An 18,491-nucleotide genomic window follows, 5' to 3' on the forward strand; every position below is an offset into this window, starting at 1 on the left:
AGCATCTTTCAATTTGACAACGCCGATTGTAGGGCTAATTCATGAATTAGCCCTACGCCGATTGTAGGGCTAATTCCACTGCTAAATCGAGCGACTCTTGTTCCCCACTTAAGCCCAACCATCGGCACTATTCGTTCATTAAACACTAATTGTCAAGATGCAATGCTATCCTTGCTATCAAAGTAATTTCAGTTCCTAGCTGATTCGGAGCATCTTTCAATTTGACAACGCCGGTATTTATGCAAGTCTTTTAAGATTGTCAAATTTTTATTTGAATTTTGTATTGATGATCGATCATAAATTTGATTTTCCTAAAATTCATCAATACAGTTGTTTTTAGAAAATGATTTAGGATTGCTATAGTTTACTTTGTCTTCTTTGGTAGAGTCCATCCAAAATCTTAAACACTTATTCCGAATAAAAAGCCGGCAAAAAAAGGCTACAAAACTTAATAATGTCCAAAACAGCTAATTTTCCCCTCGTTGGCTCTCTGGTTGGTGAAAGAAAAATCTAGGCTAATCCGATAATAACCTGCTGGCAAATCCTGCTAGGGGGGTTTTATCTGTTAAAATTTCTTGTCGTCGTGAAGTGAAGCGGGAAGAGTATGCGAATTCTATTTGTGGGTGCCGAGGCCGCCCCAATGGCCAAAGTTGGGGGAATGGGAGACGTAATTGGGGCATTACCGAAAGTCTTGCGTCAGCTAGGTCATGACGTGCGGATTTTTCTACCCTACTACGGTTTTCTCCAGGAAAAAATGGACATCCCTTCCGAACCCATTTGGTCAGGATTCGCCATGTTTCAGGATTTTTTAGTCTATGAGACGGTTTTACCCGATACGGATATTCCTCTCTACCTCTTTGGTCATCTAGCTTTCTCTGGACGCAGTATCTACGGAGGCGAAGATGAGGCCTGGCGATTTACCCTATTTGCCAATGGTGCGGCGGAATTCGCTTGGAATTACTGGAAACCGCAAGTTATTCACTGTCATGATTGGCACACGGGCATGATTCCCGTCTGGATGCACCAAGACCCCGATATTAGCACCGTTTTTACTATCCATAATCTCGCCTACCAGGGTCCTTGGCGCGAAGCATTAGAAAAAATGACTTGGTGTCCTTGGTATATGCAGGGCGATAATACCATGGCCGCGGCGGTTCAATTTGCTAATCGCATCACCACCGTTTCTCCCACCTATGCCCGTCAAATACAGACCCCCATTTATGGCGAAAATTTAGAGGGATTATTGTCCTATATTTCCGGCAATCTGGTGGGGATTGTCAATGGCATCGATACGGAGGTGTATAACCCGGCTAAAGATGTTTATCTTAAGCAGAATTTTACCCCAGAAACCATCGAAAAACGTCTGGCCAATAAAATTGCCCTACAAGAAGAAGTGGGGCTACAGGTCAGCAGAAATGCCTTTGTCATGGGGATGGTGACGCGTTTGGTGGAACAAAAAGGTATTGATCTAGTGATGCAAATTTTAGATCGCTTTCTCACCTATACTGATGCACAATTGATTATTTTGGGTACAGGCGATCGCTATTATGAAACCCAACTATGGGAGATGACTTCCCGTTTCCGGGGGCGAATGTCCCTGCATCTTCTCTATAGTGATGCCCTTTCCCGTCGCATCTATGGGGGGGCCGATGCTTTGTTAATGCCTTCCCGTTTTGAACCCTGCGGCATCTCCCAATTAATGGCCATGCGTTACGGTTGTATTCCCATGGTACGCCGCACTGGTGGTTTAGTCGATACGGTGTCTTTCCACGACCCGATTCAGGAAAAAGGAACGGGATTTAGTTTCGATCGCTATGAACCTTTAGACCTGTTTACCTGTATGATCCGGACTTGGGAAAGTTTCCGTTATAAACAGGATTGGCAAAAACTACAACAACGGGCAATGACTCAAGATTTCAGTTGGTATAAATCCTCTTTGGAATATCTCAAAATCTACAAACAAATCACGGGACAATCGGAGCAATTATCCGATGAGGAAAAAGATAAATTGGTCGCCCTGACTAGCAGTTAAATCCTGATTAAGTAGGGGTGGAGATATCACCCCTACTGGCTAGAAATTAATCGGTAATGGCGTTGAGAAGAACTTCCGCTAGGGTCATATCTTCCATATCATCGATAGTAATTGTGTCAACGATATCGAATTTGGCCCCCGCCGATTCTAGCTGATCGTCTAAAGCTTTAAGAAATTCGGTCGCTTGTCGATCATGGCCTACTTGAATCAGAGAAATGGCTAATTCTTGATCGCTATCGAGTTTTCGAGAAGCTTCGATAATTTGACGCATCACCGCTTTGCGATCATCTGGTTCTCCGTCGGTAATCACCAGAATAGTTTCTCCGTTGGGTTTAGTTTTGCCGGCAGTTTTGCGCTGAAAATAATTATCAAGGGCATCTTGCAGCACAGCTGCTAGGTCTGTCCTCCCCATGGGTTCATTTTCTTGATAAATTTGTGTCACCTTATCGGAAGTAACATTATCATAGCGTCGGAAACGTCCAGAGAAAAGATAGATAGTGATGCCGTCTGGATCAATTTCCTCGCACTTTCTAGCCAAGGCGAGGGTGGATTCTTGGGCAATTTGCCAACGGGTTTTCTCGCTGGGTTTATCAGCAGTGGACATACTGCCACTTTTGTCAATAATCAGAGTATAATCTCTGTCCTGTACAACACTTTCACTGGTCATAGGGGCTATACCTCCAAGCGATTTGCGCTCGTCCTAGTCTAATGATTATTAAACTCTAGGATGGAAACTCTTCCTCGATCGACTAGGGTTTTTTAACTATTGGGGGAAGGAGACAGCGTAATCAACAGCAGAAACTATCGCCAGAAAACCAGTCGGGCTAAAATGAAAAAAGTATGAAAATTATTTCTTAACCTGATACTGTTAAGTAGGTAAGCGTTAAAAATTATCAGATGCCCCCTTTATTAAGGGGAGACCGGCACCCCCCTTATCAAGGGGGGCAGGGGGGATCGGCACCCCCCTTATCAAGGGGGGACTAAGGGGGGATCAAACCTAAAATCCATTTTAAATTTAATTATAACCCGATATTGTTAAATTAGCCGATGAGTGATAGCAAATCGATCGCCTCAACCGAGAAAAAGCCTGAGCATCCACCTTCTTGGAGTTTTTGGACGGTGTTTAGTTCCACCTTCCTAACCGTATTTTTGGCTGAAATCGGCGATAAAACCCAAGAGCATCCACCTTCTTGGAGTTTTTGGACGGTGTTTAGTTCCACCTTCCTAACCGTATTTTTGGCTGAAATCGGCGATAAAACCCAATTAGCCACCCTTCTCATCAGCGCCGAATCCCAATCCCCCTGGGTGGTTTTTGCCGGGGCAGCCAGCGCTTTAATCGCTACCAGTCTCCTCGGTGTCCTGATCGGTTATTGGATTGCTCGTCGTCTTTCCCCCAAAACCTTAGATATCGGTGTCGCTATCCTTCTCCTTTTGATCACTGGTTTACTGATCGGCGATATTCTCTAAGCAATCAGTTATCAGTGATCAGTGATCAGTTATCAGTTATCAGTTATCAGTGAGCAGTTATCAGTGAGCAGTTCACTGTTTACTGTTGACTGAAAAAAGCTTCCCACCTCCCTAGAATTTATGAATTGGCAATTATTCGGACTGACATTTATCACGGTTTTTTTGGCAGAAATCGGCGATAAAAGTCAATTAGTAGCGATCGCTCTCGGTGGCAGTTCCAAATCACCTAAAGCTGTCTTTTTTGGCTCAATTACCGCCTTAATCTGCACCAGTTTCTTAGGAGTCCTTGCGGGCGGCAGTATGGCGCAGTTATTCCCCGCTAAGATCTTAAAAGCGATAGCGGCCATTGGTTTTGCGCTGCTTGCTGTCCGGCTGCTTTGGCCAGATTCGGATTGATCATTGGGTTTGCGGCAAAAAGCTTTTCCTGGGGGCAGGGTTTGGGGTGTGGGGAGGTGGGGAAGTGGGAAAGCTTTCTCATCACCCTATCACCCCAAAACCCTATCACCCTATCTCCTGCCTCCTGTCTCCCGACTCCTGATAGCTAAAAAACTTAGGTAAATTCCAGAAAAATCATTAATTTTTGGGAAAAAAGTAGCAAAAATTACAAAAAAAATCTAAAAAGTAGCGAAAATTACAAAAAATCTGCTAACCTAGCCGTAATATCACACAGATATTCGTAGAAAGATTCCCGAAAATCTCCTCAGCAAAAACATCCGTGTGAAGTAGCTAATATTGTCAGCGAGGTTAGTTCAAGATCATCATGTCAAATTTAGGACGACGTAAATTTCTCCTGTACGGTTCTGCCGCTTTGGGAACCAGTATTCTGTTAAAAGCTTGCGGTGGCAATCAAAGCCAAACCCCCACGGCCAGTCCTAGCCCAGCTGCTAGTCCCGCCCCGGCTTCTGGAGAGACAATTAAGGTGGGTATTCTGCACTCCCTCAGTGGCACCATGGCCATCAGTGAAACCAGCGTAGTCGATGCGGAAAAACTGGCGATCGAGGAAATCAATGCCGCCGGTGGTGTTCTTGGTAAACAGATCGAGGCAGTGGTGGAAGATGGCGCTTCCGATTGGCCAACTTTTACCGAAAAAGCCACCAAACTGATCGATCAGGACAAAGTTGTGACTGTCTTCGGTTGTTGGACTTCCGCCAGTCGTCAGGCGGTTTTACCCGTGTTTGAAGCCAAAAACCATATGCTCTGGTATCCCGTCCAGTACGAGGGTCAAGAGTGTTCTAGAAATATCTTCTACACTGGGGCTGCCCCCAACCAGCAGATCGAGCCAGCAGTGACTTGGTTGCTGGAAAATAAAGGGAAAAAATTCTTCCTCGTCGGTTCCGATTACGTTTTCCCCCGCACTGCCAACACGATCATTAAAGAGCAGTTAAAGGCGAAAGGCGGCGAAACCGTGGGCGAAGACTATCTACCCCTAGGTAACACGGAAGTTACCCCGATTATCACCAAAATTAAGCAAGCTTTACCCGATGGCGGCGTTATTTTCAACACCCTTAACGGTGATAGTAACGTGGCTTTCTTTAAACAACTGCAAGCGGCCGGTTTAACTCCCGATAAATATCCGGTCATGTCGGTGAGTGTTGCCGAGGAAGAAGTCAAACAGATCGGTAAGGAATATCTCCTCGGTCAATACGCTTGCTGGAACTATTTCCAAACCGTAGATACCCCCGCTAACAAGAAATTTGTTGCGGCTTTTCGAGCTAAATATGGTGAGGATCGCGTGACCAATGACCCCATGGAAGCGGCCTATATTATGGTCTATCTGTGGAAGCAAGCGGTGGAACAAGCGGCAACCGCCGATGATCTCGACAAAGTTCGCGCCGCAGCCGTAGGACAGAAATTCGATGCTCCCGAAGGACCGGTGCAAATGTTCCCCAATCATCATATCTCCAAAACCGTCCGGGTTGGTCAGGTGAGAGATGATGGTCTATTTGACATCGTTTGGTCAACTCCGGGGGTAGTGGATCCGCAACCTTGGAACCAATTTGTCCCCGAAACTAAGGGCTTTGCCTGTGACTGGACGGATCCGGCTAAGGGCGGTAAGTTCAAAATGGAAAAATCCTAGTTTTAGGAGTTTTTTCAGACAATAACGAGAGTGAGGTGGGCATTACTGTTCACCCCACTTTTTAAAAATTAAAAATGCACGGGAATAACGAAAAGTGTCAGCATTATTGGAAGGATTGTTTAATGGTATTAGCATCGGTTCTGTGCTATTGCTGGCCGCTTTAGGACTAGCGATTGTCTTTGGACTGATGGGGGTGATTAATCTCGCTCACGGTGAGTTAATGATGTTAGGGGCCTACAGTACTTTTGTGGTGCAGAATATCTTTAAAGGTTTTGAAGATATTTATATTTTAAATGTCTTTCAAGCTTTCCGTATTTCTCTCTTTGATACTTATGTTTTATTCGCCCTACCGATCGCTTTTTTAGTGTCGGGATTGGCGGGATTATTATTAGAAAGGGGGGTGATTAGGTTCCTCTACGGCAGACCCCTAGAAACGCTGCTGGCCACTTGGGGAGTCAGCTTAATTCTGCAGCAATTTGTCAGAAGTGTCAACGGGTTATTAGCAATTAGTTTAATAGTTTTCTGTCTCTTATTTTTTGGGGCTATGAAGGTGTTAAGTCGTCGCCTAGATTGGGAGAGAATTCGCAATTTAGCTATTGGTATCACCCTGCCTTTATCCCTAGCTATCGCTGGATTATTAGGCTATCTTTTATCTTTTAATCCCGTTCTCGCTCGACCCTGGTTTAGTGCCAGAAACGTCGATGTCACCGCTCCTGTTTGGTTACGGGGAGGTTTACCTTTACTGGGTTTTCAAATGCCCTACACCCGTATATTTATTATTATTTTAACTGCCATTTGTTTGTTAGGGACTTATTGGTTTTTAAATAAATCTTCTTGGGGTTTACGCATTCGTGCCGTCACCCAAAATCGCCAGATGAGTGCCTGTTTAGGCATTCCCACTAATCAAGTGGATGCTTTGACCTTTGCCCTCGGTTCAGGATTAGCTGGAGTTGCCGGTTGTGCGATTAGTTTCTTGGGTTCCGTCGGTCCAAATGTGGGACAAAATTATATCGTTGATACCTTCATGGTAGTGGTGGTGGGAGGAGTGGGTAATCTCCTAGGAACTATTATCGCGGCCATGGCCATTGGTGTGGCTAATTATTTAATTGGTTCGGGAACTTTTGCTCTGATATCCGGTTCCGTAGAAGCACTAAAACCCCTAACGGATTTCTTCACCTTTTTCTCCACCACTAGCATGGCAAAAGTGATGATTTTTGCTTTAATTATTGCTTTCTTGCAATTCAAACCTGCGGGAATTTTTCCTCCTAAAGGACGTACTGCTGAGTTATAGATTATGATTACCGAAACCATCACTAGAAACGAATCCCGACAACGGGAAAAGAAAAAGTTAATCACGGAAATCGCTGTTATTGTTAGTTTAGTGGTCATCTTTGCGGTGTTGCTGCCCTTAGCTTTGTCGGCCTTCCGCTTGCGTTTATTGGGGCGATTTCTTTCCTTCGCTATTGTCGCTTTGGGGATAGATTTAATCTGGGGTTATACGGGTTTATTAAGTCTTGGTCATGGCATATTTTTTGCCCTCGGTGGTTACGCTTTGGCCATGTACCTAAATCTTCAGTTACCCCCCGGACAAATGCCCGAATTTTTTACTCTCTACGGGGTGACAGAATTACCTTTTATTTGGCAACCTTTTTATTCCCTACCTTTGACAATTCTAGCCCTAATTATCGTACCAGCGATCGTGGCGGGATTATTGGGTTATTTAATCTTCCGCAACCGCATTAAAGGGGTTTATTTCTCGATTTTGACCCAAGCGGCTTTACTGGTATTTTTTAACTTTTTTAACGGTCAACAAAAGTTAATTAACGGCACTAATGGCTTAAAAACCGATACCCAAACAATTTTCGGTTTGCTGGTGGGTTCCGATGCCGTTCAAGTGGCCTTTTATTTACTCACAATTGTCTGTTTACTGGCTATTTATCTCCTCTGTCGTTGGTTAACTACCGGCAGATTTGGGCGCTTGTTAGTCGCCATTCGCGATGATGAGGTGCGTGTCCGTTTTTCCGGTTATGATCCTACTTGGTTTAAGGTGTTAGTTTTTGGCATTTCTGGGGCGATTGCTGGTGTTGCAGGCGCCCTTTATACCGTGCAAACGGGAATTATCACCCCTAACTCTATGGATGTGGCTTTTTCCATTGAAATGGTGATTTGGGTGGCTGTGGGGGGACGTGCTACTCTTGTGGGGGCAGTTGTCGGTACTTTATTAGTACGCCTAGCCCAAACTTTTTTAAGCGAACAATTTCCGGAAGTCTGGGTATTTTTCCAAGGGGCCCTATTCCTAATTGTGGTGACAGTGCTTCCCGATGGTCTTCTCGGTGGAATTAAACGTTTGCTGACTCATTTTGGTTTCCGCAAAACTTTAATTACCTATCCTAGTATTGAGGAAGCTCCGGAAGTGCAACTGGAAAAAGAAGAATTAGAGCATAAGTGATCTTAGCTATCAGGAGTCAGGAGTCAGGAGTCAGGAGACAGCTTTTTTCTCCCCTCTCCCTAATCCCCATAACACCATCACCCTATCACCCCTATTCCCTACATCCTCTTAGAAATTATGACTGGAAAAATCTTAGAAATCGAGAATCTTACCGTTAGTTTTGGGGGTTTTAAAGCTCTCAATAATCTTAATTTCAGTATGGATACGGGAGAATTGCGGGTGATTATCGGTCCCAATGGTGCGGGAAAAACCACTTTTTTAGATGTGATTACGGGGAAAGTGCAACCCACCATCGGACGGGTATTATTTAAAGGTCGAGATCTCCGCAAAATTCCTGAATATGCGATCGCTCGTTTAGGTATTGGTCGCAAATTCCAAACTCCTAGGGTATATTTAAATCTAACTGTCCGAGAAAATCTCGATTTAGTTAGTAATCGCAATAAAAATGTTTTCTCAACTCTTTTCGGTCGTCCTCCGCTAGAAGATAGCAGAAAAGTTATTGGTTTATTGGAAACTATCGGGTTAACTGCTAAAGCTGATTTATCCGCTTCTTTACTTTCCCACGGCGAAAAACAACGCTTAGAAATTGGCCAATTAGTGGCCCAGTCACCAGATTTACTGCTAGTAGATGAACCCGTAGCAGGATTAACCGATGAGGAAACGGAAAACGTGGGTAATTTGTTATTAAATCTAGCGGAAAGTCATTCGATTATTGTCATTGAACACGATATGGAATTCGTCCGTCAAATTGCCCGCAAAGTCACGGTTTTACACCAAGGAACTGTTCTATGTGAGGGGAATATGGAGCAAATTCAAAATGATCCGAAAGTTATTGAAGTTTATCTAGGTTCCTCGGAAGAATAAAAAGTCAAACGATTAAAATTAGTTAAAAAGGGTTGACAATGTTACACATATCTGATCTCAATGTTTACTACGGAGAAAGTCATATTTTAAGAGATGTTGATCTTAACATTAATGCGGGAGAAATGGTCTGTTTAATCGGACGTAATGGCGTGGGCAAAACTACCCTATTAAAAACCTTGATGGGTATCTTAAAACCGCGAGCGGGAACAATTAATTATGAGCAACAAAACCTGATTAATAAAACCTCAGATCAAAGAGCCAGATTAGGACTGGGTTATGTGCCGCAGGGTAGGGATATTATTCCCCGTTTAACGGTAAAAGAGAATTTAATTCTCGGTTTGGAAGCTTTACCCACAAAAAGAAAAAATGCCACAATTCCCGAAGAAATCTTTGATTTATTTCCCGATTTAAAAACCATGTTATCGCGGATGGGAGGGGATTTAAGCGGGGGACAACAACAGCAATTAGCCATCGCTCGCGCCTTAGTGGGGGAACCAAAAGTATTGATTTTAGATGAACCCACGGAAGGAATTCAACCGTCAATTATTCTCGAAATTGAAGCGGCGGTGCGGCGTATTGTTGCCAGTAAAGGAATCGCCGTTTTATTAGTAGAACAACACCTGCATTTTGTCCGCCAAGCTGATCGATATTACGCCATGCAGAAAGGGGGAATTGTTGCTTCCGGTTTCACAAGCGAATTAAGTCAAGAAGTCATTCAGCGATTTTTGGCGGTTTAAACTTAACTTTTTTCTTGATAAGTATGTAGGCGTTAAAAATTATCAGACACTCCCCTTATCAAGGGGGGATTAAGGGGGGATCGGCACCCCCCTTATCAAGGGGGGATTAAGGGGGGATCGGCACCCCCCTTATCAAGGGGGGCAGGGGGGATCAAAGACAAAATCTATCTTCAATTTAATTATAACCACTTACTTATATGACTCAAATAGTCGTAATTGGTGGCGGGGCAGCGGGATTTTTTGGCGCAATTAAAGCGGCAGAATCTAACCCAAAAGCTGGCGTTACTATCCTAGAAGCGGCAAAAGAACCCCTTGCGAAAGTGCGGATTTCGGGAGGGGGACGCTGTAATGTCACCCATCATTGTTTTGATGTTTCCCAATTGGTTAATTATTATCCTCACGGTGGCAAAGCACTACGGGGAGCTTTTAGTCGGTTTCAACCCCAAGATACTATTAAATGGTTTGAATTGCGGGGGGTAAAACTAAAAACAGAAGCGGATGGGCGAATGTTTCCCAGCACCGATAATTCTGAAACTATTCTTAATTGTCTGCGGGAAAGTGCGACTTTTGCTGGGGTTAATTTAAGGCTAAATTCCCCAGTTAAATCGGTAAAAAAACAGGAAGAAAGTTTTTTGATTGAATTAAAAAGAGATGAGCAAATTAGGGCAGATAAGCTTTTAATTGCTACGGGAAGTAGTCCTTTTGGTTATCGCACCGCTCAAGATTTAGGTCATTCTCTAATCTCTCCTGTCCCTTCTTTATTTACCTTTCAAATTGCCGATCCTCGTCTGAAAGATTTGTTAGGGGTTGCTGTGGATAAAGTGCGAGTTCGTCTTGGGGGAAGCAAATTAGAACAAATCGGACCCTTGTTAATTACCCATTGGGGAGTCAGTGGACCGGCTATTTTAAAACTTTCTGCTTGGGGGGCGCGGTTACTTCACGAGCATCATTACCGAATGCCTTTAATCATTAATTGGTTGGGGGATTATCCTCCTGAAAAATTGCGAGAAATTATCTTACAAACTAAAAGTGAATATCCCAAAAGAAAACTTTTTAATTATTGTCCCTTTGAACAGTTACCCAAGCGTCTTTGGCAGAGTTTATTAAGTTACTTGACTGTTAACTCGGAAACTCCCTGGGCCGAATTATCTAAAAATACTCTCAATCGATTAATGATTGAATTACAGCAAGGGGAATATCAAATCAAAGGAAAAGGGGTGTTTAAGGAGGAATTTGTCACCTCTGGGGGAGTGAATCTTCAGGAAGTGGATTTTAAAACTATGGAAAGCAAAATCTGTCCGGGGTTATATTTTGCCGGGGAGGTACTAGATATCGATGGAGTCACGGGGGGATTTAATTTTCAAAGCGCTTGGACCACTGGTTATCTCGCCGGACAAGCTATGGGCAATAGAAGGGTGTAGGGAGCGCCGGAGCAGGGAGCAGGAAGCGCCGGAGAGGGGAGCCGGGAGAGGGGAGAATAAATAAAAATAATCTCCTGACTCCTGAATACTGACTCCTGACTCCTGACTCCTGAATACTGACTCCTGACTCCTGACTCCTGACTCCTGACTCCTGACTCCTGACTCCTGACTCCTGACTCCTGAATACTGACTCCTGAATACTGACTCCTGACTCCTGAATACTGAATACTGACTCCTGAATACTGACTCCTGAATACTGACTCCTGACTCCTGACTCCTGACTCCTGACTCCTGAATACTGACTCCTGAATACTGACTCCTGACTCCTGAATACTGACTCCTGAATACTGACTCCTGAATACTGACTCCTGACTCCTGACTCCTGACTCCTGAATACTGAATACTGCCTTCGTTAAAACCGATTCCTTGATGCTGTTATTCCCAAATTGGACCGGCTGCAATGATTTCTTGGGAGGCCGTGGTAAATTGACGGAAATTTTCCACGAAACGATGGGCCAATTCTCGCGCCTGTAGGTCGTAGGATTCGCCATCTTGCCATGCTTGTCGCGGGTCGAGGATTTTTTTGGGAACTCCTGGGACAATTTCGGGGACGAGAACTTGAAAGATGGGATGAGGATGGAAAACGACTTCCTCTAAATCGCCATTTAAAGCGGCGGAAACCATAGCGCGGGTGTGTTTGATCGAAATGCGATCGCCGACTCCGTAGGGACCGCCGGACCAACCAGTATTAATCAGATAAACGGAGGTTTCGGGGTGTTGTTCTAAACGTTCCCCTAACATTTGGGCATAGACGAGGGGTGACAGAGGGAAGAAACATTGACCGAAACAACTGGAAAAAGTCACCTGTGGGGCGGTGATTCCCCGTTCCGTTCCCGCTAATTTGCTAGTATAGCCGGAGAGGAAATGATACATCGCTTGGTTCGTGGTTAATTTGGCGATTGGTGGCAGTACCCCAAAAGCATCGGCAGTTAAGAAGATAATAGTTTTCGGGTGGGTTCCCATGCCAGATACGGCACAATTAGGGATATAACGCAGGGGATAGGCGGCGCGGGTGTTTTCGGTCAAACGTCCATCATCGTAGTCGGGAAGGCGATTATCGGGGGACAGGATCACGTTTTCGAGAATAGTGCCAAATTGAATCGCTGCCCAGATTTGGGGTTCGTATTCGGCACTTAAACGGATGGTTTTAGCATAACAACCGCCTTCAAAGTTAAAAATGCCGTCTTCTGACCAACCGTGTTCATCATCACCGATGAGGCTGCGTTTAGGATCGGCGGAAAGGGTGGTTTTACCCGTACCGGAGAGACCGAAAAAGAGGGCTGTATGACCGTGTTTATCCATGTTAGCGGCACCGTGCATCGGTAAAACCCCTTGTTTGGTCATCAGGTAGTTCATCATCGAGAAGACGGATTTTTTGATTTCGCCAGCGTAGCGAGTGCCACCGATGAGAACGATTTTTTTGGCTAGGTTGAGGACGATAAAGGCTTCGCTGTTCAGGTCGTCATCTTCGGGATCTCCCTGTAACCCCGGCAGGGCAATCACGGTAAAATCAGTTTGATGGGCAGCTAGTTCGATCGCACTGGGCCGGAGGAATAACTGATGGGCAAAGAGGTTATGATAGGCGATTTCGGTGACAACGCGCACGCCAAAGCGACAATTAGGATCGGACCCGACGTAACCATCGAAGATATATAGGTCTTTTCCCTGTACATAGGCGAGGACTTTTCGGTATAACTGCTGGAATTTTTCCTCGCTAATCGGGGCATTATGCTGATTCCAGTCGATTTCCTTTTCGCTATTGGCTTCTTTGACAATGAATTTATCTTTGGGGGAACGACCGGTATATTTACCCGTTTCCACCACTAAAGCCCCATTATCGGCTAAAACGCCCTCATGACGTTCGATCGCCTGTTCGACTAATTGCGGTACGGAAAGATTGCGATAAACGCGACCGAGATTTTTCATGCCTAGGTTTTCGAGGCCGTAGGTGGGATGAATTTGATTTTCTAATTCGTAGTAGAAATTGACATTCTCCATGCGATCGGGCAAGGGACAAGAGATACTATCATTGGTCAGCGTGTGTAGAGTCGGCATAACCCCAATTCTCCTGATAATTTAGTTGTCGGTATAGAGCTAAGTTCCATGTCTCTGATTAGTGCAGTTATAGAAACTAGAAAAACTCCGTTCTCTGTCTTTTTTCACTCCCAGACACCTAAGGAGCTATATTGATTAGTTTATTTGACGATATTTGCCTGATTAATCTGGTCTTTTGCTGTCGGTAAAGCCAATCTTAGAGCGGTAATTCAGGATTATTTGCCTATTTACCCGTCATCTCCCAGTCAGGGTTTTCACCTTTTCCTTCTTGCCGATCTAACTGCTTTTTCTAGATATTTTTAGTCTAGCTGTACAATAGGATACAGATGATGTTTTTTTTACAAAAATTAACAGCTAAACAAAATTGGTCAGCTAATCTAGCAGTTAAGTGGGTGGGTGGAATTAAATATAAGATGAACGTAGGTTGGGTTGAAGCATGAAACCCAACGCCCGATTATGTTACGCTACCGCTAACCCATCCTACAAATAATTGTGCCTCCCTATGAGATGAGGCACTCTTGCAACAGTAAAGGGATTTGAGGAGATTTAGCCAATCTTAAGGATAGGCGGTTAAAATGCGTCTTAGCCTATCTTAATGGTGGGGGAGGAAGTCTCTGGTTTTTGGGAAAGTCAGAACAATAGCTGGTTGTCTAGAGATGATGCCAAAGATCATAAACGCCGTCAAATTGATTTCACCGCTAATAAAAAAAGTCGATTGACACAGGGCAAGTTAGCGGCCAAAATTAACTCTATTAGCCGTTGGCAAGCTCTAGAATTGATGGTGTAAGTAGTCGGACATAAATTCTGTTGTCTATCTTAAGAAATGTAAATTGCCGCAATTCTTACTGACGACCGACGACCGGCTACTGACTCCTTACCCCACAGTTAACTTTACTTTTGTCCAACTACTTAACAGGTTAATTAAGTCTAGCTCGATCTCGAAAAAAAACAACTAATAATGATCATCGCAGGAGAAAGAAGCGGAGTCGGTAAAACTACGATTACTCTGGCAATCTTGGCCTATTTAATCAGTCGTGGCGATCGAGTGCAATCTTTTAAAGTCGGGCCCGATTATATCGATCCCATGTTCCATAGTCATTTTACCGGTCGCCCCTGTCGCAATCTCGATCCGGTTTTAACTTCTGAAGACTATGTAAAAACCTGTTTTGCCCAACATTGTCAAAATGTCGATTATGCTCTGATTGAAGGGGTAATGGGGCTATTTGATGGTATTCAATTAAGCGATACTCAATTTCCCGATTATGCCAGTACCGCCCATATTGCCCGTATTTTAGGGCTTCCTCTGCTGTTAGTTATCGATTGTAGTCGTTTATCTACCTCTGTCGCCGCTATTGTCCGCGGTTATCAATCTTTAGACAAAAATCTCCATCTAGCCGGAGTTATCCTCAATCGGGTTGGCAGCGATCGCCACCTGCAATTACTGCAAACCGCCCTAGAATCGATCAATATGCCGATTGTCGGGGTTTTGCGTCGTCAAGATTCCCTGACAATTCCCGATCGCCATCTAGGATTGGTTCCCAGGGATGAACTAGGAGAAATCAGGCAACTGCAAGATCAACTGGCTTCTATTGCCCAAAACTGCTTTAATTGGGACATTCTCTTGCCTTTACTCACTATTTCTCCCCAAGAGAACCCGAAAAATCCCACAGAAGAAAATAAGCTTTTTCCCCCTATCCGTATCGGTATTGCCAGAGATAAGGCTTTTAACTTTTATTATCCTGATAATCTCGATATTTTAGCCAATTTAGGCGCGGAATTAATCTTTTGGAGTCCCTTGCAAGGGGCAAATTTGCCCGAAAACCTGCAAGGGTTGTACTTTGGTGGCGGTTTTCCCGAAATCTTTGCCCCGGAATTAGCCGCTAACACCCCTATCTTAACTCAGGTGAGAAAAGCGATCGCCTCTGGAATGCCCACCTACGCCGAATGTGGGGGATTAATGTATTTATGTGAAAAAATAATTGATTTTGAGCAAAAAAACCATTCTATGTTGCAAATAATCCCCCAATCTGCTATAATGTCCCCGAAATTAACCCTAGGTTATCGGCAAGCCATCGCCAAACAGGAGACGATCCTGCTCAAAGCAGGTCAACCAGTGCGCGGCCATGAATTCCATCGCTCCCAATTAAGCGGGGTGAGCGACGCACCGATTTATCAACTGCAAGCATTCCCCAAAAGTGCTATCAATGCCGAAGGGTGGCAAGGCAAGAATCTGCACGCTTCCTATCTCCACCTACATTTTGGGGCTAACCTCAGCCTGCCGAAAAAATTTTTAGCTGCCGGCCTTGATTTTTTCGGCACAGCTGCGTTAAGCTAGTTGCAGATAAATTTGATAATCAATCCGTTAAGGGATACAGGAGGTGATGTCGATGGTAGAAAGTAGTAAAAGCATGGGTCTCCTAATCGACAATAGCCGGCTGCGCGCCGGGGCTGTTCTCTAGACCCCCACGTCTAAACAAGATTTAGACTAGCTGGAGATCCTTCCGGCAGTCTGGTGTCGATTCCGATGACCCGCTACACCGCCCTTACCGAGCAATTGGTAAGGGCGGATAGTTTTTGAGGGTTTCCCGTCATCTCTTCACTTTAACTCTACGGGCGCAAACTAACCCAGCGCCGCTTCTGGTTTGGGGACACCATTTTAACGCCTGTCACCGAGATAATATCATTGGCCAAATTCTCTGCCATCATGGGAATGAGTTGATTTATATTATTCTCATAAGCTTTTATCCAGAATTCAGAGAGTTTCTCTCTCGCCTCCTCATTGACATAGATAGTTTTATCTGGGGTAATCAATACCATGGCCACGTCACCGGAGTTTTCCGTGACGGCAAAGACAAACTGATCACGGTCGGACTTGAGACCTTCGTACCAGTAGTCTAGGTGTTCTTCTAGTTCGTATTCATAAAGAGCGCGTTCCATTTTGCCATCTTCTAGCAAGGCTTTACGCAGTGTATTGGCTATCTTTTTTTGTTTCATGGTCTTGTCTCTGTTTTTGTTCGCATTAATTACCCACCACTCCTTATGAAAAACAAGCACTTCGATCCAAAAGGCAAGATGCCCTCCCCGTTCACCATCGAACTACAGAACGGTTGGCGCCAGACCCTGCCGTTCGAGGACAAACGGGATTTTGAAGAGGCCCAAAAAGGCTTTATTGCCGCCCCACCTTACAAACAAATCATAGCAGAGGCGGGTAACGTGGCTTGGGATATGGGCAGCTACGAGTTCCTGTTGCGGGGCTTTGACAGCGTTTTCGACAGCATTCACCCCTCATTGCAGCGCCAGGCAGTTCTGAACATGGCCTACGGACTCTATGAGGTCTTGCCGGACAAGATCTACCAAGTGCGAGGGTTCGACCTGGCCAACATGACGATCATCAAGGGCAATACAGGTTGGATTCTATTTGATGTGTTGACCTGTAAGGAAACGGCTAAAGCCGCTCTGGAACTGGTCAATGAACACCTGGGACACCGTCGTGTGGTCGCCGTCGTGTACTCCCACTCCCACGTCGATCACTACGGCGGGGTGCGCGGTGTGGTGGATGAGGCGAATGTGAAGAACGGGAAGGTGCAGATTATCGCCCCCGTTGGCTTCATGGAATATGCGATCGCCGAAAACGTCTATTCGGGGACGGCGATGGTCCGCCGGGCATTCTTTCAGTACGGCCTGCTATTGCCGCGCAGCCCGTTCGGCCATGTAGATCAGTCGATCGGCAAGAACACCGCAGCGGGCAACACCGGACTGATTGAACCCACCCGTTACATCGAGCAGGACATTGAGGAATTGACCATCGACGGGGTGAAAATGGTATTTCAGAATACGCCAGGCACCGAAGCCCCCGCCGAGATGAACACCTATTTCCCTGACTGGAAAGCGTTCTGGGCAGCAGAAAACATCTGCGGTACGATCCACAACATCTACACGCTGCGGGGTGCATTGGTGCGGGATGCGTTGGAGTGGTCGAAGAAAATTAATGAAGCCCTCTATAGGTTCGGGCAGCAAGCGGAGGTGATGTTTGCCTCCCATAGCTGGCCCCGTTGGGGCAACGATCGCATTCAGGAAGTCATGCGAACCCAGCGGGATGCCTATGCCCATCTGCATAACGAGGTGCTGCACCAAGCTAACCAGGGCGTGACCATTAATGAAATCCACAATGTTTACAAGCTGCCCGAAAGTTTGCAGCAACAGTGGGCTGCCCACAGCTACCACGGTTCTGAGGAACACAATAGCCGTGCCGTGATTAACCGCTACCTGGGCTACTGGGATGCCAATCCAGCCACATTAATTCCGCTGTCACCGAGGGAATCGGCTCCGCTCTACGTCGAGATGATGGGGGGTGCGGATAAGATTCTGGCCAAAGGTCAGGAGTTGCACGCTCGAGGCCAATACCGCGAAGCCATGGAGATACTGAACAAGCTGGTCTATGCTGAACCCCAGAACCAGGCAGCTAAAGACCTCCTGGCCGATGTGTTTGAGCAGATTGGCTACCAGAAAGAAAGCCCCAGTGTCCGCAACAGCTTTCTGGCCGCCGCTTACGAACTACGAAATGGCTTCCCCAAGGGGGTCACGGCCAAGACAGTCACCCCCGATACGGTTCGCGCCATGTCCACCCAACTCTGGCTCGACTTCATCGGCATTCGTCTAGATAGCCAGAAAGCGGAAGGGATGAAATTCACCATCAATTTGCTCACACCGGACAACGGTGAGAAATTTGCGGTGGAAATGAGTAATTCAACCCTGACAAACATCAAGGGATTCCAGGCCAAAAATCCTGACCTCACCATCACGATCGACCGTAGCGATCTGGAGTTGATTATGGCTGGGATAGCCACATTTCCTGCCCTGATTGGCGAAGGGAAGGTGAAGCTAGAGGGCGATGCTCAGGTCTTGGTGCGACTCCAGAGCCTCTTAGTCCAGTTCACCCCGGACTTTGAGATCTTGCCAGGAAGCAAGCCGGCGGAGTCAGTTACGCCCACTGAGAACTCGTTCGAGCAGCCAGAGCCGGCAGATACGTCTGGAGGTTGAGCGGCAATGGCAGTCACCCCTGGGAACGGTGAAGGGCTACCGGTTTCAAGCGGGACAGTTTCGGAATGGGGGAGTTGGGCAAGTATCTCACCTCTCCTCGTCTCCCCGTCCCTTCCACAGTGTTCTGTCTTAAGCCGCAACTTAATCCCTGATTATGGCAATCTGACCGCCGTTGACATCCTCGCCGCCCTAAAAGTGCGGCGATTCCTAAACCTCACGATTTAAGTTTCTGCTTCCACCACCGTCGCATACCACAGTTAAAAAACCATGTACTGTCTTACACAGAGTC

At 45.7% G+C, this 18,491-nt stretch carries 16 protein-coding genes; 13 read left to right on the forward strand and 3 right to left on the reverse strand.

Annotated elements, in window-relative coordinates:
- Positions 1-604 precede the first annotated feature (604 nt).
- Positions 605-2,032 carry a glycogen synthase GlgA gene (gene glgA / locus EWV66_RS10960; RefSeq protein ID WP_052275874.1) on the forward strand — a complete coding sequence of 476 codons (1,428 nt, stop codon included), beginning with the start codon at positions 605-607 and terminating at the stop codon, positions 2,030-2,032.
- A 46-nt stretch (positions 2,033-2,078) separates the two neighbouring features.
- Here glgA and EWV66_RS10965 read toward each other — a convergent pair whose 3' ends face one another.
- Entirely contained in the window at positions 2,079-2,699 is a 621-nt protein-coding gene (locus EWV66_RS10965; protein ID WP_052275873.1) for a vWA domain-containing protein, read from the reverse strand.
- Positions 2,700-3,079: 380 nt separating this feature from the next.
- On the opposite strand from EWV66_RS10965, the gene EWV66_RS10970 reads away from it, so the two are divergent.
- The 8 genes from EWV66_RS10970 to EWV66_RS11005 all read left to right on the forward strand — a co-directional run bounded on the left by EWV66_RS10970 (position 3,080) and on the right by EWV66_RS11005 (position 11,047).
- Positions 3,080-3,499 carry a TMEM165/GDT1 family protein gene (locus EWV66_RS10970; protein WP_128575144.1) on the forward strand — a complete coding sequence of 140 codons (420 nt, stop codon included), beginning with the start codon at positions 3,080-3,082 and terminating at the stop codon, positions 3,497-3,499.
- A 120-nt stretch (positions 3,500-3,619) separates the two neighbouring features.
- Complete coding sequence (locus EWV66_RS10975) at positions 3,620-3,895, forward strand: TMEM165/GDT1 family protein (protein ID WP_002732425.1); 276 nt, start codon at positions 3,620-3,622, stop codon at positions 3,893-3,895.
- Positions 3,896-4,259: 364 nt separating this feature from the next.
- Positions 4,260-5,576 (forward strand): urea ABC transporter substrate-binding protein, encoded by a 1,317-nt coding sequence (gene urtA / locus EWV66_RS10980; RefSeq protein WP_287107163.1) that lies wholly within the window; start codon positions 4,260-4,262, stop codon positions 5,574-5,576.
- A gap of 94 nt (positions 5,577-5,670) precedes the next feature.
- Positions 5,671-6,867 (forward strand): ABC transporter permease subunit, encoded by a 1,197-nt coding sequence (locus EWV66_RS10985; protein ID WP_287107162.1) that lies wholly within the window; start codon positions 5,671-5,673, stop codon positions 6,865-6,867.
- A gap of 3 nt (positions 6,868-6,870) precedes the next feature.
- Positions 6,871-8,025 (forward strand): urea ABC transporter permease subunit UrtC, encoded by a 1,155-nt coding sequence (gene urtC, locus EWV66_RS10990; RefSeq protein WP_052275870.1) that lies wholly within the window; start codon positions 6,871-6,873, stop codon positions 8,023-8,025.
- A 117-nt stretch (positions 8,026-8,142) separates the two neighbouring features.
- The gene (gene urtD / locus EWV66_RS10995; RefSeq protein WP_002732385.1) at positions 8,143-8,889 is read left to right on the forward strand and encodes an urea ABC transporter ATP-binding protein UrtD; all 747 of its coding nucleotides are present in this window, start codon (positions 8,143-8,145) and stop codon (positions 8,887-8,889) included.
- A gap of 38 nt (positions 8,890-8,927) precedes the next feature.
- The gene (gene urtE, locus EWV66_RS11000) at positions 8,928-9,626 is read left to right on the forward strand and encodes an urea ABC transporter ATP-binding subunit UrtE (RefSeq protein WP_052275868.1); all 699 of its coding nucleotides are present in this window, start codon (positions 8,928-8,930) and stop codon (positions 9,624-9,626) included.
- A 197-nt stretch (positions 9,627-9,823) separates the two neighbouring features.
- On the forward strand, positions 9,824-11,047 hold the full coding sequence (locus tag EWV66_RS11005) for a BaiN/RdsA family NAD(P)/FAD-dependent oxidoreductase (RefSeq protein WP_287107161.1): 1,224 nt from the start codon (positions 9,824-9,826) through the stop codon (positions 11,045-11,047).
- Between the two features lie 435 nt (positions 11,048-11,482).
- Here EWV66_RS11005 and pckA read toward each other — a convergent pair whose 3' ends face one another.
- Entirely contained in the window at positions 11,483-13,162 is a 1,680-nt protein-coding gene (gene pckA, locus EWV66_RS11010) for a phosphoenolpyruvate carboxykinase (ATP) (protein ID WP_004163054.1), read from the reverse strand.
- Between the two features lie 595 nt (positions 13,163-13,757).
- Here pckA and EWV66_RS11015 point away from each other — a divergent pair.
- On the forward strand, positions 13,758-13,949 hold the full coding sequence (locus EWV66_RS11015) for a hypothetical protein (RefSeq protein WP_287107160.1): 192 nt from the start codon (positions 13,758-13,760) through the stop codon (positions 13,947-13,949).
- Positions 13,950-14,120: 171 nt separating this feature from the next.
- Positions 14,121-15,497 carry a cobyrinic acid a,c-diamide synthase CobB gene (locus tag EWV66_RS11020; protein ID WP_287107159.1) on the forward strand — a complete coding sequence of 459 codons (1,377 nt, stop codon included), beginning with the start codon at positions 14,121-14,123 and terminating at the stop codon, positions 15,495-15,497.
- Between the two features lie 272 nt (positions 15,498-15,769).
- On the opposite strand, the gene EWV66_RS11025 is transcribed toward EWV66_RS11020, so the two are convergent.
- Positions 15,770-16,156, reverse strand: coding sequence for a hypothetical protein (locus tag EWV66_RS11025; RefSeq protein WP_287107158.1), 387 nt, complete (start codon positions 16,154-16,156; stop codon positions 15,770-15,772).
- A gap of 45 nt (positions 16,157-16,201) precedes the next feature.
- Between EWV66_RS11025 and EWV66_RS11030 the strand changes: the two genes are divergently transcribed.
- Both EWV66_RS11030 and EWV66_RS11035 read left to right on the forward strand, forming a co-directional pair.
- A complete protein-coding gene (locus EWV66_RS11030; protein ID WP_249264891.1) occupies positions 16,202-18,202 on the forward strand; it encodes an alkyl/aryl-sulfatase in 2,001 nt (666 codons plus the stop codon).
- Positions 18,203-18,208: 6 nt separating this feature from the next.
- Entirely contained in the window at positions 18,209-18,427 is a 219-nt protein-coding gene (locus EWV66_RS11035; protein WP_128575143.1) for a hypothetical protein, read from the forward strand.
- Positions 18,428-18,491 lie beyond the last annotated feature (64 nt).

The sequence above is a fragment of the Microcystis sp. M_OC_Ca_00000000_C217Col genome, from assembly GCF_007095585.1.
Classification (GTDB): domain Bacteria; phylum Cyanobacteriota; class Cyanobacteriia; order Cyanobacteriales; family Microcystaceae; genus Microcystis; species Microcystis panniformis.

Excerpts from the sequence above, each read along its gene's own strand:
- glgA (WP_052275874.1), top strand. The coding sequence starts at position 605 with ATGCGAATTCTATTTGTGGGTGCCGAGGCCGCCCCAATGGCCAAAGTT.
- EWV66_RS10965 (WP_052275873.1), bottom strand. The coding sequence starts at position 2,699 with ATGACCAGTGAAAGTGTTGTACAGGACAGAGATTATACTCTGATTATT.
- EWV66_RS10970 (WP_128575144.1), top strand. The coding sequence starts at position 3,080 with ATGAGTGATAGCAAATCGATCGCCTCAACCGAGAAAAAGCCTGAGCAT.
- EWV66_RS10975 (WP_002732425.1), top strand. The coding sequence starts at position 3,620 with ATGAATTGGCAATTATTCGGACTGACATTTATCACGGTTTTTTTGGCA.
- urtA (WP_287107163.1), top strand. The coding sequence starts at position 4,260 with ATGTCAAATTTAGGACGACGTAAATTTCTCCTGTACGGTTCTGCCGCT.
- urtC (WP_052275870.1), top strand. The coding sequence starts at position 6,871 with ATGATTACCGAAACCATCACTAGAAACGAATCCCGACAACGGGAAAAG.
- urtD (WP_002732385.1), top strand. The coding sequence starts at position 8,143 with ATGACTGGAAAAATCTTAGAAATCGAGAATCTTACCGTTAGTTTTGGG.
- urtE (WP_052275868.1), top strand. The coding sequence starts at position 8,928 with ATGTTACACATATCTGATCTCAATGTTTACTACGGAGAAAGTCATATT.
- EWV66_RS11005 (WP_287107161.1), top strand. The coding sequence starts at position 9,824 with ATGACTCAAATAGTCGTAATTGGTGGCGGGGCAGCGGGATTTTTTGGC.
- pckA (WP_004163054.1), bottom strand. The coding sequence starts at position 13,162 with ATGCCGACTCTACACACGCTGACCAATGATAGTATCTCTTGTCCCTTG.
- EWV66_RS11015 (WP_287107160.1), top strand. The coding sequence starts at position 13,758 with ATGGTGGGGGAGGAAGTCTCTGGTTTTTGGGAAAGTCAGAACAATAGC.
- EWV66_RS11020 (WP_287107159.1), top strand. The coding sequence starts at position 14,121 with ATGATCATCGCAGGAGAAAGAAGCGGAGTCGGTAAAACTACGATTACT.
- EWV66_RS11025 (WP_287107158.1), bottom strand. The coding sequence starts at position 16,156 with ATGAAACAAAAAAAGATAGCCAATACACTGCGTAAAGCCTTGCTAGAA.
- EWV66_RS11030 (WP_249264891.1), top strand. The coding sequence starts at position 16,202 with ATGAAAAACAAGCACTTCGATCCAAAAGGCAAGATGCCCTCCCCGTTC.
- EWV66_RS11035 (WP_128575143.1), top strand. The coding sequence starts at position 18,209 with ATGGCAGTCACCCCTGGGAACGGTGAAGGGCTACCGGTTTCAAGCGGG.